General features: G+C 36.6%; 8 protein-coding genes. 1 reads left to right on the top strand and 7 read right to left on the bottom strand.

All coding sequences use genetic code 11. From position 1 onward, the window contains the following. Positions 1 to 7: 7 nt before the first annotated feature. The gene (gene fabV / locus B0I22_RS13310) at positions 8 to 1,210 is read right to left on the bottom strand and encodes an enoyl-ACP reductase FabV (RefSeq protein WP_133945674.1); all 1,203 of its coding nucleotides are present in this window, start codon (positions 1,208 to 1,210) and stop codon (positions 8 to 10) included. Between the two features lie 503 nt (positions 1,211 to 1,713). On the opposite strand from fabV, the gene B0I22_RS13305 reads away from it, so the two are divergent. After that, complete coding sequence (locus B0I22_RS13305) at positions 1,714 to 3,201, top strand: glycoside hydrolase family 28 protein (RefSeq protein ID WP_133945672.1); 1,488 nt, start codon at positions 1,714 to 1,716, stop codon at positions 3,199 to 3,201. Between the two features lie 65 nt (positions 3,202 to 3,266). On the opposite strand, the gene B0I22_RS13300 is transcribed toward B0I22_RS13305, so the two are convergent. From B0I22_RS13300 to B0I22_RS13275, 6 genes are all read right to left on the bottom strand, one after another. After that, positions 3,267 to 5,366, bottom strand: a complete 2,100-nt coding sequence (locus B0I22_RS13300) for a type IA DNA topoisomerase (RefSeq protein WP_133945670.1) — start codon at positions 5,364 to 5,366, stop codon at positions 3,267 to 3,269. A 522-nt stretch (positions 5,367 to 5,888) separates the two neighbouring features. Next, on the bottom strand, positions 5,889 to 7,175 hold the full coding sequence (locus B0I22_RS13295) for a TolC family protein (protein WP_133945669.1): 1,287 nt from the start codon (positions 7,173 to 7,175) through the stop codon (positions 5,889 to 5,891). Positions 7,176 to 7,269: 94 nt separating this feature from the next. Further along, the gene (locus B0I22_RS13290; RefSeq protein WP_133945667.1) at positions 7,270 to 9,696 is read right to left on the bottom strand and encodes an ABC transporter permease; all 2,427 of its coding nucleotides are present in this window, start codon (positions 9,694 to 9,696) and stop codon (positions 7,270 to 7,272) included. 114 nt (positions 9,697 to 9,810) lie between these two features. Continuing rightward, entirely contained in the window at positions 9,811 to 12,225 is a 2,415-nt protein-coding gene (locus B0I22_RS13285; protein ID WP_133945666.1) for an ABC transporter permease, read from the bottom strand. 86 nt (positions 12,226 to 12,311) lie between these two features. Next, entirely contained in the window at positions 12,312 to 13,034 is a 723-nt protein-coding gene (locus B0I22_RS13280; RefSeq protein ID WP_133945664.1) for an ABC transporter ATP-binding protein, read from the bottom strand. Positions 13,035 to 13,060: 26 nt separating this feature from the next. After that, a complete protein-coding gene (locus B0I22_RS13275; protein WP_166668240.1) occupies positions 13,061 to 14,503 on the bottom strand; it encodes a DUF4932 domain-containing protein in 1,443 nt (480 codons plus the stop codon). Positions 14,504 to 14,550: the final 47 nt, after the last annotated feature.

The following is a 14,550-nucleotide window of genomic DNA, read 5'->3' as shown; positions in this document are numbered from 1 at the left end:
GTCTTAATTAAGCTTCAATACTTGGAACTTGAACATTCTCATTAGCATCTTTCTCATAATCGATTCCGTCAACTTCGAAACCGAAAAGATTGAAGAATTCTTTTCTGTAACCAGCAATATCACTGATTTCAGAAAGGTTTTCAGTAGTAGTTTCTTTCCACAACTTGTCAACTTCAGCCTGAACATCATCCGCCATTTCCCAATCGTCAACACGGATTCTACCAGCTTCATCCAAAGGAACTTCGCCATTTTCCGTGTAAAGTCTGTCAGCAAAAAGTCTTTGAATTTGCTCGATTGTTCCTTCGTGCGTTCCTTTCGCTTTCATCACTTTATACAGTAAAGAAATATACAATGGCACTACAGGAATCGCAGAACTAGACTGAGTTACCAACGCCTTGTTTACAGAAACATAAGATTTTCCGTTAAGGTCTTTCAATAAATCATTTAAAACAGTCACAGTCGCTTCAAGGTCGTTTTTCGCTTGTCCGATGGTTCCGTTTCTGTAGATTGGGAAAGTCAGTTCAGGGCCGATGTAAGAATAGGCAACCGTTTGAACACCGTCAGCTAAAACACCAGCCGCTTTCAAATCTTCCATCCAGAATTTCCAATCTTCGCCACCCATTACGGCAACCGTGTTTGGAATATCTTCTTCGTTTTCAACTGGAGCAATCGTCACATCAGAAACTACGCCTGTGTGGAAATCAACAGTTTTGTTGGTGTAAGCTTGCCCAATTGGTTTAAGAACTGATGAATGTGCAACGCCCGTTTTTGGATGCGTTCTTCTTGGAGAAGCCAAACTGTAAACTACCAAATCAACCTGACCTAAGTCTTTTTTAATTAATTCAATTGTTTGTTTTTTGATGTCGTCTGAGAATGCATCGCCATTGATACTTTTGGCATAAAGTCCAGCTTCGTGCGCTTCTTTTTCGAAAGCGGCAGAATTGTACCAGCCTGCAGTTCCCATTTTACCTTCAGAAGCTGGTTTCTCGAAGAAAACACCAACTGTTGCCGCATCGGAACCGAAAGCCGCCGTGATTCTGGAAGAAAGTCCAAAACCTGTAGAAGCACCGATTACCAAAACTTTTTTTGGTCCGTTTTTGATGGCACCTTTGGACTTTACATATTCTATTTGATTTTTAACTGCCTGAAGTGCGCCATCTGGATGTGCCGTCAAACATATAAATCCTCTTGTTCTTGGTTGAATAATCATTGTTGAAATTATTTTTAGCATTGCAAATTAAAGAAATTTGAGCAAATAATCGGAATTTTTTGTTTAAAAAGAACTTATTCAATTTTAATTTGATTAGCATTAATCAGACTTTACGAATATGTAAATCTTTATTTTATGCAATCGATTGCGCAAGTTGTTATTTTTTTTAATTTTACCAGCAAGCAGTTGCTCTTATTATTGCGGAAAGCACTTCGACAGAGTTTATATTGAGCGAAGCCGAAATGCTCAGTGTGACAATTCGAATACCAATTGTTTTATTTATACATTGTCAGTCTGAGCGGAGTCGAAGACTTTTAATTTAAAATAAAATTGAAACAGCGAATCTAACGCAACCCGACTTGAGTGGAAATCCTTTTTTGTGGCTGGAAAGGTTAGGCAAAAAGATTGGGAACGGAAGGCGGAAAAGTTGCCCAAATTATAATTAATGAACTGACTTAACTAAAACATTTATAATTAATCAAAAGAATTCATATCAATAAACAATGAAAAAACTATTAATAGGTCTTGCGTTTTCTGTTGCAACACTCATTTCTGCGCAGAAAAATGACATCCAATATTACATTGACAAAGCGCCATTCAAATTTGGACAAATGGTTTTGCCTAATATTCCAGAAAAGGATTACAACTTCAAAGATTTTGGAGGTGTTGCTGATGGAAAAACCTTGAACACAAGAGTCTTCGAAAAAGCAATCACAACAATCTCCGCGAATGGTGGCGGAAGATTGATTGTCCCAGCTGGAACTTGGTTAACGGGTCCAATCGAGCTTAAAAGTAAAATCGATTTTCACGTGGAGGAAGGCGCAATCGTGCAATTCAGCAGTGATGTAAAGCAATTTCCAATGAGAGAAACGTCGTCTGGGAAATTTGAAGTGACGGCTCCGATTTGGGGAAATAATTTGAAAGACGTTTCCTTCACCGGAAAAGGGATTTTCGACGGCGCCGGAGAAGCTTGGCGTCCTGTGAAGAAATTCAAAACGACGGATGCGCAATGGAAAGAATTGCTGGCGAAAAAAGGAAGCACGCTGAGCGACGATGGGAAAATCTGGTGGCCAAGCGAGTCGGCAAAAAATGGTGAGCAACTGGCAAAAGTGATTACAAAAACGCCCAATGCGACGATTGATATGTACCAGCAGTTGCACCATTTCTTGAGACCTATGATGTTCACATTATCAAAAGTGACCAATCTTTTGATTGATGGACCAACGTTCCGAAACTCTCCGAAATTTGTCATCAATCCGAAACAAATTACAAATCTTGTCATCAGAAACACAACTGTTTATAATCCAAAATGGGCTCAAAATGGAGACGGAATTGATATCAGTGCTTCGAAAAATGTGATTATTTACAACACAAAAGTGAACGCCGGCGACGACGGGATTTGTATGAAATCCAGCGGAACACCTAAAAACGGTGAAGCAAATTTGCAAAATGTCATCATCGCAGAATGTACTGTTGGTGAGGGTCACGGAGGTTTCGTAATCGGAAGTAATACGGATGGCGGAATGAAAAATATATTTGTTTCCAATTGTACTTTCGACGGAACGGACATCGGAATCCGTGTAAAAAGCAACTCTGGAAGAGGTGGCGATGTGAGTCAGATTTTTATTGATAATATCGAAATGAAAAACATTGTGAAATCTGCCATTTTCTTTGACACTTTCTACGCAGACGCGCCGGTTGGAAGCACGAAAGAAAGCGAAGAGGCGCAACATTCTGGAGACAAAGTGCCTTATTTCCACGATTTTTTTGTGAGCAATATCAATTGTTCTTCGGCAGAAACGGCTTTCAGTTTCAGTGGACTTCCTGAGAAACTGATTGAGAATCTATTCTTTAAAAACGTAAATATCACGAGTAAAAAAGGAATTGTTGGGAAAAATGCCAACAATATCGTTTTCGAAAATGTTAAAATCAATAACAGTACAGATTATAAAATCGATAGTAATCTGAAGAAAGCAATTGTTGTGAAATAATTTTTTACAATTATTAAAGGTGTTATTTTCAAAACCCTTTCAGATTGAAGCTGAAAGGGTTTTTTCTATTTTAATGAGATTGAAAAATCTTCGTTCATCAACAAAATTCCTTCTTCCTGACCTCCTGTAAAACCTTTCAGTTTGGAAGTTTTGCTTTTAAGAATCAAATCTTGAAGTTGCTTTTCTGACAGTTTTTTTCCGAATATTTCGAATGAAACTTTGAAACCACAAGCTTTGAAATCCGAACATCCGATGGCGGTTTTTCCTTTCATCAAATTGTTGGCTTTGCACTTTGGACATTGGGTTTCTGTCCAGATGATTTCGGTTTTTACTCTTGGTACTTTTTCTTTTGGTGGAGCCGGTTTTTCTTCCTCAAAATTAATCACTTTCCCTTTGGAGCTTATGACTTTTCTTGTCAATTCCGTTACCATTTCTATCAATTCGTCTTTGAATTGGTTGGCTTCGTACTCGCCTTTTTCGATTCTTCTAAGTTTTGATTCCCATTCTCCCGTGAGTTCGGGACTTTTGAGAACTTCATCTTCGATGGTGTCAATCAAATCAATCCCAATAGAAGTTGCAACCAGGTTTTTCTTTTTACGTTCGATGTATTTTCTTCGGAATAAGGTTTCGATGATGTTGGCGCGGGTTGATGGTCTTCCGATTCCGTTATTTTTGAGCATTTCGCGAAGTTCCTCATCTTCCACTTGTTTCCCTGCGGTTTCCATTGCTCTCAGCAAAGTCGCTTCTGTGTAAGGTTTTGGTGGCGAAGTTTTCCCCTGATGAATCAATGGTGCGTGGTCGCCTTTTTCGCCGGCTACAAATTCCGGGATTGTTTGTTCCTCGTCTTTATTTTCTTTTTCAGATTCGTCCTTTTTGTCTTTGGCATAAACCGCTCGCCAGCCTGGTTCCAGGATTTGTTTTCCCGACGCTTTGAACGGAATCGTTCCAACTTGTCCTTCTACCAAAGTGTTTGAAATCTTACATTCGGGGTAGAAAACGGCGATGAATCTTTTGGCAACAAGGTCATAAATCAGTTTCTCCTCACGACTCAAATTTGATGAAGGCGGAATTTCTGTTGGAATAATCGCGTGGTGGTCTGTTACTTTCGTATCATCAAAAACCGCTTTTGTTTTCGGGATTGGTTGAGAAAGTAAAGGCGAAATCAAGTCTGAATAAATCGTCATACTTTTCAGAATTCCACCGATTTTTGGATAGAGATTTTCTGATAAGTAAGTCGTATCTACTCTTGGATAAGTCGTGTGTTTTTTCTCGTAAAGACTTTGGATATAATTAAGTGTATGTTCCGCAGAGAATCCAAATTTCTTATTTGCTTCCACCTGAAGTCCCGTCAAATCGAATAATCTTGGGTTCTTTTCTTTTCCTTCTTTGATTTCAAAAGAGACAATTTCGAATTGATTTTTCTTGAGATATTCTAAACCTTTTTCTGCTTTTTCTAAAGTTTTTAATCGGTCGATTGATGCACTAAAAAGGACGTCTCGATACTTGGTTTTAAGTTCCCAATATTCTTCCTGAGAAAACGCATCGATCTCTTTTTGACGCTGAACGAGCATTGCCAAAGTCGGCGTTTGAACCCGTCCGATTGACAAAACCGCTTTGTTTCCTCCAAATTTTTTCGTGAATAATCTCGTGGCATTGATTCCCAAAAGCCAATCGCCGATTGCTCTTGCATTTCCAGCCTGATACAAGTTTTTGTAATCTTCCGCAGGTTTCAAATTTTCAAAACCTTCTTTGATGGAATCTTCTGTCAAAGACGAAATCCACAAGCGTTTCATTGGTTTGTCGCATTTCGCCTTTTGCAACACCCAACGCTGGATGAGTTCTCCCTCTTGCCCAGCATCACCACAATTGATAACTTCATCGCATTCCTCCACCAATTTCGCTATCGTGTTGAATTGTTTTTCGACGCCATTGTTATCAATCAATTTTATTCCGAAGTTTTTTGGAATAATGGGCAAGAAAATTAAATCCCAGGATTTGAAATGTGGTGCGTAATCCTGCGGTTCTTTCAATGTGCAAAGATGTCCGAAAGTCCAAGTGACGCAATAGCCGTTTCCTTCCATATAACCGTTTTTGGGAGTTGTAGCACCCAAAACTTTGGCAATATCACGGGCAACGCTGGGTTTTTCGGCTATACAAAGTTTCATCTGACTTGGCTTGAAATAAGGCTTGCAAAAATGCGATTTTTAAATTGAAAAAACGAGGGATCTTGAACACAAAGTTCACAAAGTTTTTTGAATTTATAGAAAATAATTTAGGTTTACGAAGCGCTTCGCTTATTAGAGATTTAATTTTGGAATTGTTGTTTTAAACGCAAAGTGCGCAAAGGTTTTTTTGAAATTATTGAAAATATTTTAAGATTCGCAAAGACGCTTCGCTCATCAAAGATTTTATTTTTCTCGCAGATATAGCTGATTTTGCAGATTTGAATTGGACGAGAAACGTTGGATTGAAAGACAAATCTTCAAATTTGCGAAGCGCGCCCCGACTTGAGTGGAAATCCTTTTTTGCTTTGACTTTGGTTCTAAATTATTGAGAAATCGTGAGCAAAAAAGATTGGGAACGGAAGGCGGATAAAGGCGCCCAAATTTATTCAAACAAAAATCCCTCCGAAGTGTGAGCCATCAGAAGGATTTGAGAAAATAATATGGAATGTGAATGTATTTTTTTTAAAATCCAGCTTCGAAAACTTTTAGTAATTCGGTTTGTTGGATAACGTCATTTTTACTATTGATTAGATTGTAATTTGCTTGTAACCAACCATTTCTTACAACAAAGAATGTGTACGCGTCCATCAAGCCTTCCTTGTATTTTTCTTCGGATTTTTGGAAAGATAGTTTTTGGTTTTCGAAGTTGGCTTCCAGAAGATTGTATTTTTCCTGCGCATTCAAAAATTGGGTTTTGATGGAATTGATACTTTGAGTGAGATTATTAATCACAATATCTTTGTCGTAATTGGAATTGATGACGTTCAATTTCGCAATCTCGACATTGTTTTTGACTTGTAACTTATTGAAAATAGGAATATTGAGCCCGAAACCTAATTGCTGATTTTTGTTCATTTTAATTTGTTCCGAAAAATTAATTGCTGGTTCTCCCAAAACCCTGTTGTAAAAACTGGACCAAGTGTAGGAACCGTTCAAGGTTGGCAAATAACCAGATTTTGCAACATCCACACTTTTTTGTTGCGCTTTGATTTCCGCCAAAGTCGTTTGATAAGCGGGATTTTTCTCGAGAAGATTTTGGATGAAATTAGCATCGTTAAAATTTGAAATGGCAAGGTTTTCTTCGGTCATTGTAAAATCTAAAGTATCATTTGTAATCGCTAAAGCATTAAGCAAATTAATCTTCGAAAGATCTCTTTGATTCTTCGCAGAAACCCATTGTTCCTGCATTGTTCCGAGATTGGCTTTGATGTCATAAATATCGCTTTTCGGCCGATTCCCAATTTCAACTTCTTTTTCTGTCCGTTTGATTTGATCTTCAATTCCGGCTAATTGCGTTTGCAAAACCTCGAGCCAACTTTTGCTGTTTTGGTAAGTGAAAAACATCTGAATGACATTTAGTTTAATCTCATTCTGCGTTTGCTTCATTCGGAACGTAGAAGTTTCTTTGTTGATTTTGGACAGAGAAATATTGAGATAATTTCGCCAATTCAAAAGTTCCCAATTCGCTTGAGCGTAGAGATTGTCGGTTTGCGTGTTGATGGCCTCGCGCTGGTTATTCTGCGGATTAATCCCGTTTCCAAAATTGTAATTGTGATTGACCCCAGCATCCACAGACGGAAGTAACATTCCTTTGGACGCAGAAATCAATCGGTCATTTTTTTGAATGTTGATGGCAGATTGCTTCACCAAAGGATGATTGGCAGACGCATAATCCAGACATTGTTTCAGCGTCCAACTTTCTTGCGCTGGGAAAAAATTGATGATGAATATGAAGAATAGTTTTTTCATTGTGGAAATTTTGGTTGGAAGATGGATGATGGAAGCTGGATGTTTTAAATATGATATAAAAAAACCTCCAGCTTCCATCATCAAACTTCCTGCTTTACTCGTATTTCAGATATTTGACAAGGTTAATTTTTGTAGCTCGGTAAGCTTTGAAACTCACGACTGCGAATGTTAAAATCAGTAACAAAATCATACTCAAAACGTAAGGCCAAACGGGCATATCAATCCTATAAGCGAAATCTTTCAGCCATTCGTTCATCGCATAATAACCAAATGGAATACTGATGAAAACCGCAATTACACAAATCAGTAAAAATCTTTTGGTCAAATCCCAGACAATCGTCCTTTCGTCTGCTCCCAAAGTTTTTTTGATGGCTACGTCTTTCAATTTTTGTTCAATTAATAATGATGATAATGCAAATAATCCTAACAATGCAATGACCAAAACCACGATATTTAAAGTTGTGAACAATGTTTGTTGTTTCTGGAATTTCTCAAATGTTTTAGCAAATTGTTTATCTACAAAATTGTAATCATAAGGATAACCCGGTTCTGCTTTGGTTGTCCAGAATTCTTTGATTCTTTCCAAGGTTCCGTTGATATCGTTTGCATCTATTTTTATTTGCAGATTGGTCATACTATTTTTTGACCAGTTTCTCTGGTAGTTATAAAAAGAAGCCGATTCTATTGGTTTATCAACTCCGCCATAATAGAAATCCTTTACAACGCCCAGAATTTTGTACTTCTTCTTATCTTCCCAACCTGGCAGAATTTCTTTACCAATTGCCTGCTGATTGCTCCATCCCATTTTCTTTGCAAAAGTTTCATTAATGACGGTTCCATTAATAGTATCTGAGGCTTTTCTCCAATCTAGGTTACGTCCTGCAACGATTTTCATATCATAGAATTTGAAATAATTTTCTTCCATTCCGCCCAATGCAACATTGTTCACAACTTTGGTTGTATCGGCAGCATTTTTTGCACTGGAAGCATTACGTAATCCCATTCCCAGAGATTGTACAGAACCTGTAGTTGCTACAACGCCTGGGATTTTTCTGACTTCATTTCTAAGCAGTTCGTACTTTTTGACATCATAATCTTTCTCATTATAATTTGTTTTTTTGAAATCGATTTGAATCACTTGATTCCCTTTGAAACCCAACTCTTTCTTCATCATAAATTTTACCTGCAAATGGATAATCAATGAGCAAATAATGAAAAATGATGAAATCACAAGCTGTAATGTCAGAATAAAATTCCTCAGCCAAACGCCTTGTTTGCTTCGGGAGAAATTACCTTTCAAAGTATTGATAGGTTTGAAATTCGATAAATAAACAGATGGAATGATCCCTGCAAATAATGCAAATACAATCAATAATAGACCGGAACCTATAAAAACATCAGGGTCGTTAAGTTTAATTTGTTTGCCTAAATATTGGTTATAAGATGGTAAAAGCAATTCTAATAAAGCCAATGCAACTAGATAAGCCACCAAACAAATGATAAAAGTCTCTATTAAAAACTGGAAAATTAAATTTGTTTTGGAGCTACCAACCACTTTTCTTACGCCAACTTCTTTTGCTCTTTGGGCAGATTGTGCAGTCTTCAGATTTATTAAATTGATGCCTGTCAACATCAGGATCAGAATTGATAAACCCAATAATATCTTCAAAGATTTCTTATCTCCTTTTAAGATCCCATCGCCTTTTGCATCCAATTTTATTTTTGTGATTGGAGTCAGGTAAACTTTTGCAGGTTTGTTTTTATCAAATGGAGCACCCCATTTTTTGGATAGAATCTCTTCTTGTTCCGCTTGTTGTTTGGACAATTTTGCTTCCAATTTCTGAACATCTGTTCCTGGCTTCAATTTAAACAAACCAAAAAAACTATAGCTTAACCATTGGTCATTATCTTTGGGCTGAGTTTCCAATATGAGATAATCTGCTTTGAAAACCGAATTTTTCTCTGGCAATTTATAAATCAAAGAAACTGTGTAAATATTACCATTTTGGTCTTTTTTTACCGTTTTCCCAATGCTATTTTTATAATCGTCCCCGAATAATTGTATCGCCGTTTTTTCCGATAATGCAATTTGAGATTTATCTTTCATCGCATTATTAATATCACCAGCAACAGTTTCAAAAGGGAAAAATTTAAAAAACTGACTAGAAACTTGTCCTATCGAAGAGTAGCTAGAATTATCGCCTGCAATCAATCTTGTTTTATACCAATCCCAAATATTAGCAATCGTATAATCTTCAATCTCTGGAAACTTCTCTTTGGAAGCATACAATTGAGGATAACTGGACTGCGACATATCTCCAAAACTATCAATATGATTCTCGACCAAATATATATTCTCCTTATTCGGAACCCAATCTTCATAAGATTTTTCATCTTGCCAATGGATGAATATCAACAAAAAAACGCACAGACCAACGCTCAATCCCAAGATATTGATAATGGTAGAAAGCCAGTTTTTTCTGTAGTTGATGAATGCTATTTTGAGCCAGTTTTTTAACATAATTGATGAATGATAGTTGATAAATGATTTTGGGTGGGAAGTTGGGTGAGGGAAGATGGAAGTTTAATTTCTGAGTTAAAAAACATCCAGCACCCTTCTTCAAACCTCCCCGTTTTACTCGTATTTTAGATATTTCACAAGATTCACTTTTGTGGCTTGGTAGGCTTTGATGCTCACCACTGCGAATGTTAAAATCAATAATAAAATCAGACTGAGGACGAACGGGAAAACCGGCATATCAATTCGGTAAGCGAAATCTTTCAGCCATTCATTCATTAGATAATAACTGATTGGAATACTGATTAAAACTGCTATCAAAGTAATCCAGAGGAATTGTTTTGTCAAACCAACAATCAAAGTTTTGTCGGATGCGCCCAATGTTTTTCTGATGGCAACATCTTTCAGTTTCTGCTCAATCATCAATGATGACAAAGCGAATAATCCGAGTAATGCTACCATCAAAACCATTGCATTCAGGATTGTGAAAAGTGTCTGCTGTTTTTGATATTTGACAAAACTCTCGGCAAATTTTTTATCCACAAAATAATAATCAAAAGGATAACCTGGTTCTACATTGTTTTGCCAATATTTTTTGATTCTTTTTACCGTTCCATCGATATCATCTGCTTTTAATTTTAGCTGAATATTGTAAACATTGTATCGTTTCCATTCGGTTTCTCTGTAATGGAAAAATATGATTGGGTCTACATCTATACGAGGATTGAAAACATTGAAATCCTTTACAATTCCTACAATATGGTAAGGTTTATTATCAAATCCAGGACGAACTTCATTTTTAAAAGCCTGGTCATCTGTCCATCCAAATTTTCTAACAAAAGCCTCATTGACCAAAACATTAGCGATAGTATCAGAAGCGAGATTTGGATTTAACCAGCGTCCTTTTTTCAGTTTGACATCCATAAACTGGAGGTAGTTGTAATCCATAGAACCGTGCTGAGCGAAGATACTTTTGTCCATATAATCCATATTAGAATTACTGTATCTATTACTTCCGGGAGCCGCTTCTCCATAAGAAACATCGGCAACACCTTCGATTTTTTTCATCTCGTTTTTGATGCGTTCGTACTTCAACCAAGGTTTTGCATCATTCTCACTGAAATTAATCAACAAAACTTGCTTTCCACTAAAGCCAAGGTCTTTGTCCATCATATGCTTTACTTGACTGTTAACAATCAATCCACCAATAATGAAGAAGGATGAAATAATCAATTGCAAGGTCAAAATTCCATTTCTCAGCCATATTCCGTGTTTACTTATGGCGAAATTTCCTTTCAAGGTTTCTATCGCTTTGAAGTTGGCTAAATAAGTTGCCGGAATCAATCCCGAAATCAATGTAACAGCCAAAACCATTGCAAATGAATAATAGTAAATATGCCAATCATTCATCACTATTTCTTTGTCGTAAAACTTGTTGAAGCTTGGCAAAAGCAATTCTGTTAAAGCTAAAGACAAAAGATACGATGCAAAACAAATCACAAAAGTTTCCAACAAAAACTGAAGAACTAAATTTGATTTTGTGCTTCCAATCGCTTTTCTGACACCTATTTCTTTAGCTCTTTGAGAGGCCTGAGCTGTCTTTAAATTAATAAAATTAATGGCTGACAAAACAACAATCAAAACCGAAAGTGTGAATAGAATCATCATCGTTTTGAAATCTCCAGTTCCAAACCACGATGCTTTGGCGTGCAATTTTATCTCATCAATTGGTGTGAACAAACTTCCTGTCGGTCCGTACAATTCCAAATATTTCACTGGAGTTACTCCTGCTCCTTGCGCATTTATTTTTGCTCTGTATAAAAAGATATTGTCGTAGAATTTCTGTTGCAAAGCTTCCACATCTGTTCCCGGTTTAAGCAAAAAGAAACATCCGTAATTGAAATTTCCCCATTGTTCTTTGTCATTTTTCATCTGCTCAAATGGCGAAATGATAAACTCCGGTTTTATCTGGCTGTTTTCTTTTGGCAATTCATAAACCGCGGTTACTACAAAACTTCCATTATCGAATTTCACAGTTTCTCCCGCAACATTGGTTTTTCCAAAAAGGTTTTTGGCCGCTTTTGTGGAAAGAGCAATAACTTTATCGCCTTTCAAAGCATCTTTATAACTTCCGGAAACCAATTTGAATGGGAAGAAATTGAAGAAACTTTCAGAAACAGACATTCCATCTCCCTGATAAACAGTTTTGGTTTTTGTGGTCATTTTATATCCCATTCCGGAACCATTGAACAAAACGAAATCCTTAACCTCCGGAATCACTTTCACAGCGCGCTCCGCCATTGGAACAGAAATATTATTTCCATAAGTATTTTCTGCTTTGTTATGAGTTTGGAAAGCGTAGATATTTTCCTTCTTTGGATTCCATTTTTCGTAAGATTCTTCGTCATTCCAATGCATCAGGATGAGCATAAATCCTGTCAATCCGATTGTCAATCCAAACAGATTGATGATTGTGGAAAGCCAATTCTTTTTATAATTGATGAAGGCAATTTTGAGCCAGTTGTTTAGCATAATTTATTTTTTTGTTGCAGGAAGGATGCTGGATGTCGGAAATTATTCATCCCACATCCAATCATCAGACATCCTTTATTTAACAATTATTCGAAATTTTTTGCGTCTGCTTTTTCGAAAACATCTTTTCTTTGAGAAGAATGTTCTTCACTAAAAATCTCGCCATCTTTCATATTCACGATTCTGGAAGCGTAACCTGCATCGTAAGAAGAGTGCGTTACCATTGCGATTGTAGAACCTTCTCTGTGCAGTTCTGCCAAGAGATTCATCACCTCATTTCCGTTGGAACTATCAAGATTTCCAGTTGGCTCATCAGCAAGAATTAGTTTTGGTCTCGTGACCAACGCTCTTGCAACCGCCGCTCTCTGCTGTTGACCTCCGGAAAGTTGCTGTGGATAATGTTTTGCTCTGTGCGCAATGTTGATTTTCTCCATAATTTCCTCCACTCGTCTTTTTCTTTCTGAGGAAGAAACACCGTTGTAAATCAATGGCAATTCGATGTTTTCATAAACCGTAAGTTCATCAATCAAATTAAAATTCTGGAAAATGAAACCGATATTTTTCTTTCTGATGTCTGATTTTTTCTTCTCAGAAGTTCCGATGGTTTCCGTTGATTCAAACTGATAAGAACCTGAAGAAGCGCTGTCCAGCAAACCAAGAATATTAAGAAAAGTCGATTTCCCACAACCTGAAGGCCCCATTATCGCTACAAATTCGCCATCTTTGATGTTGAGGCTTACATTGTTCAAAGCGTTGGTTTGAACATCTTCAGTTTTATAGATTTTTGAAAGGTTTTGAATGTTTATCATTGTTGTATATTTTTTAGATTTGTTAATTATTGTTTCCAGTTTTTAATGGTGTAATTCAGACTCGTGTTTTTATCAATTGATAAGGCTACATCTTTACCTTCTTCGATTCCGTCAATAATTCCTTCTGTCTGCCAACTTCCTTTAGTTAATTTAAATCTCAAATCAGGATAAGTATCGAAAGTAATTTGTCTGGTAGTTTCGTTGGTTTTATAGAGTTTAATTTTCTGAGGATTCCAAGAACCGATGGCAGATTGATTTCCTGTGATATAAACATCTCCACTATTTTCAGGAACAGTAAGCGTCAAAGTAATCTGGTATTTTTCATTAGGCAAACCCAATTTTTCTCTTACTTTTTCTACACTTGTCTCATCTAAAACAGTTAACAACTCAGGAACAAATTCTTTAAATGTTTTATATTTTTTTCTGTTGTTTTCATACTCTTCCATTTTCTTTTCGAAGTCTGGAATGAGAACAAAAGAATTTTCTTGGATGTGTTGTTTTCTTAATTTTTCAGCCAACTGAGGATTTCCATTAGTCAAAGCAATTCTGATTTCTCCCGTTCTTACGATATGTTCGCCCACACAAGACGGCCAATAAGAGTAACCTTGTCCGTCCATTTTCCCAATAAAAGCTTCAGACATCAGGTTATTACTTTGATTAATTTTAGATTCGTATTGACCTAAATATTGATTGACGAAGGAATGTCCAAATTCGTGCGTAATTAAAAAATTGGTCGTCTCAGGATGATTGAATCCAAATTCTGTGTAATCTTTGAGATTATTTTTCTTTTTCAACGGAACATACGCACTGCTAATCATATTCGCGATTTGTCCTTTGTCAGACTTGAACATCGGTCCGTTGCCGTGCCAGAAAACCTCGCTGTAAGGCAAAACATCAAATGGATTAACGTAAAATCTGTACGCCAAAAACTTCGCTCCATAATATTTTTCCATTTTCGACATATAAGAAGCAGGAATATTTTTTCTGACCTCGTTCTTTGCTCCTTCTATAAAATAGCTTTGGTCTTTGAAGAATTTCCCTAAATTTCTTTCGATGTAAAATTCCCTCAACTGTTCTGCAAATTTCTCCCCAGCTTCTTTCTTGGCAATATCATTTTCTTCAATTGGGAAAGCGAATCCTGTTGCGGGAAAAATATTATGTTTCAATAAAGCCTGATAAGACAAATCCTGTTGTTGACCTGCAATTTTCAGATAATCCTGCATCGCTTTTATGATTTTAGAATTATCATATTTCTCCATTTCCTTATTGGCCAAATCTGCTAACGGAAGATAACTAATGTCTGTTTTTCCATCAATATAGAAAAGTCTTCCCTGCTCTTTTGCAACCAAATATTCAACAATGGAATAAGTCGAAATATTAGGACTGAATTCCACATCAACTTTTGATTGAGATTTCAGATTCACAGCAAATAAAAACATCAACAGGGTCAATACGCTTTTATAAATCATCTTCAAGGTCATCATTTAAAATCTGAGTTTTTTGAAAGAATAGTTTT

The organism is Epilithonimonas xixisoli (genome assembly GCF_004365655.1).
GTDB lineage: Bacteria > Bacteroidota > Bacteroidia > Flavobacteriales > Weeksellaceae > Epilithonimonas > Epilithonimonas xixisoli.
This window is presented reverse-complemented; position numbering and strand designations above follow the sequence as displayed.

Coding starts and splice junctions, on each gene's coding strand:
- fabV (WP_133945674.1), bottom strand. CDS start 1,210: ATGATTATTCAACCAAGAACAAGAGGATTTATATGTTTGACGGCACAT.
- B0I22_RS13305 (WP_133945672.1), top strand. CDS start 1,714: ATGAAAAAACTATTAATAGGTCTTGCGTTTTCTGTTGCAACACTCATT.
- B0I22_RS13300 (WP_133945670.1), bottom strand. CDS start 5,366: ATGAAACTTTGTATAGCCGAAAAACCCAGCGTTGCCCGTGATATTGCC.
- B0I22_RS13295 (WP_133945669.1), bottom strand. CDS start 7,175: ATGAAAAAACTATTCTTCATATTCATCATCAATTTTTTCCCAGCGCAA.
- B0I22_RS13290 (WP_133945667.1), bottom strand. CDS start 9,696: ATGTTAAAAAACTGGCTCAAAATAGCATTCATCAACTACAGAAAAAAC.
- B0I22_RS13285 (WP_133945666.1), bottom strand. CDS start 12,225: ATGCTAAACAACTGGCTCAAAATTGCCTTCATCAATTATAAAAAGAAT.
- B0I22_RS13280 (WP_133945664.1), bottom strand. CDS start 13,034: ATGATAAACATTCAAAACCTTTCAAAAATCTATAAAACTGAAGATGTT.
- B0I22_RS13275 (WP_166668240.1), bottom strand. CDS start 14,503: ATGATTTATAAAAGCGTATTGACCCTGTTGATGTTTTTATTTGCTGTG.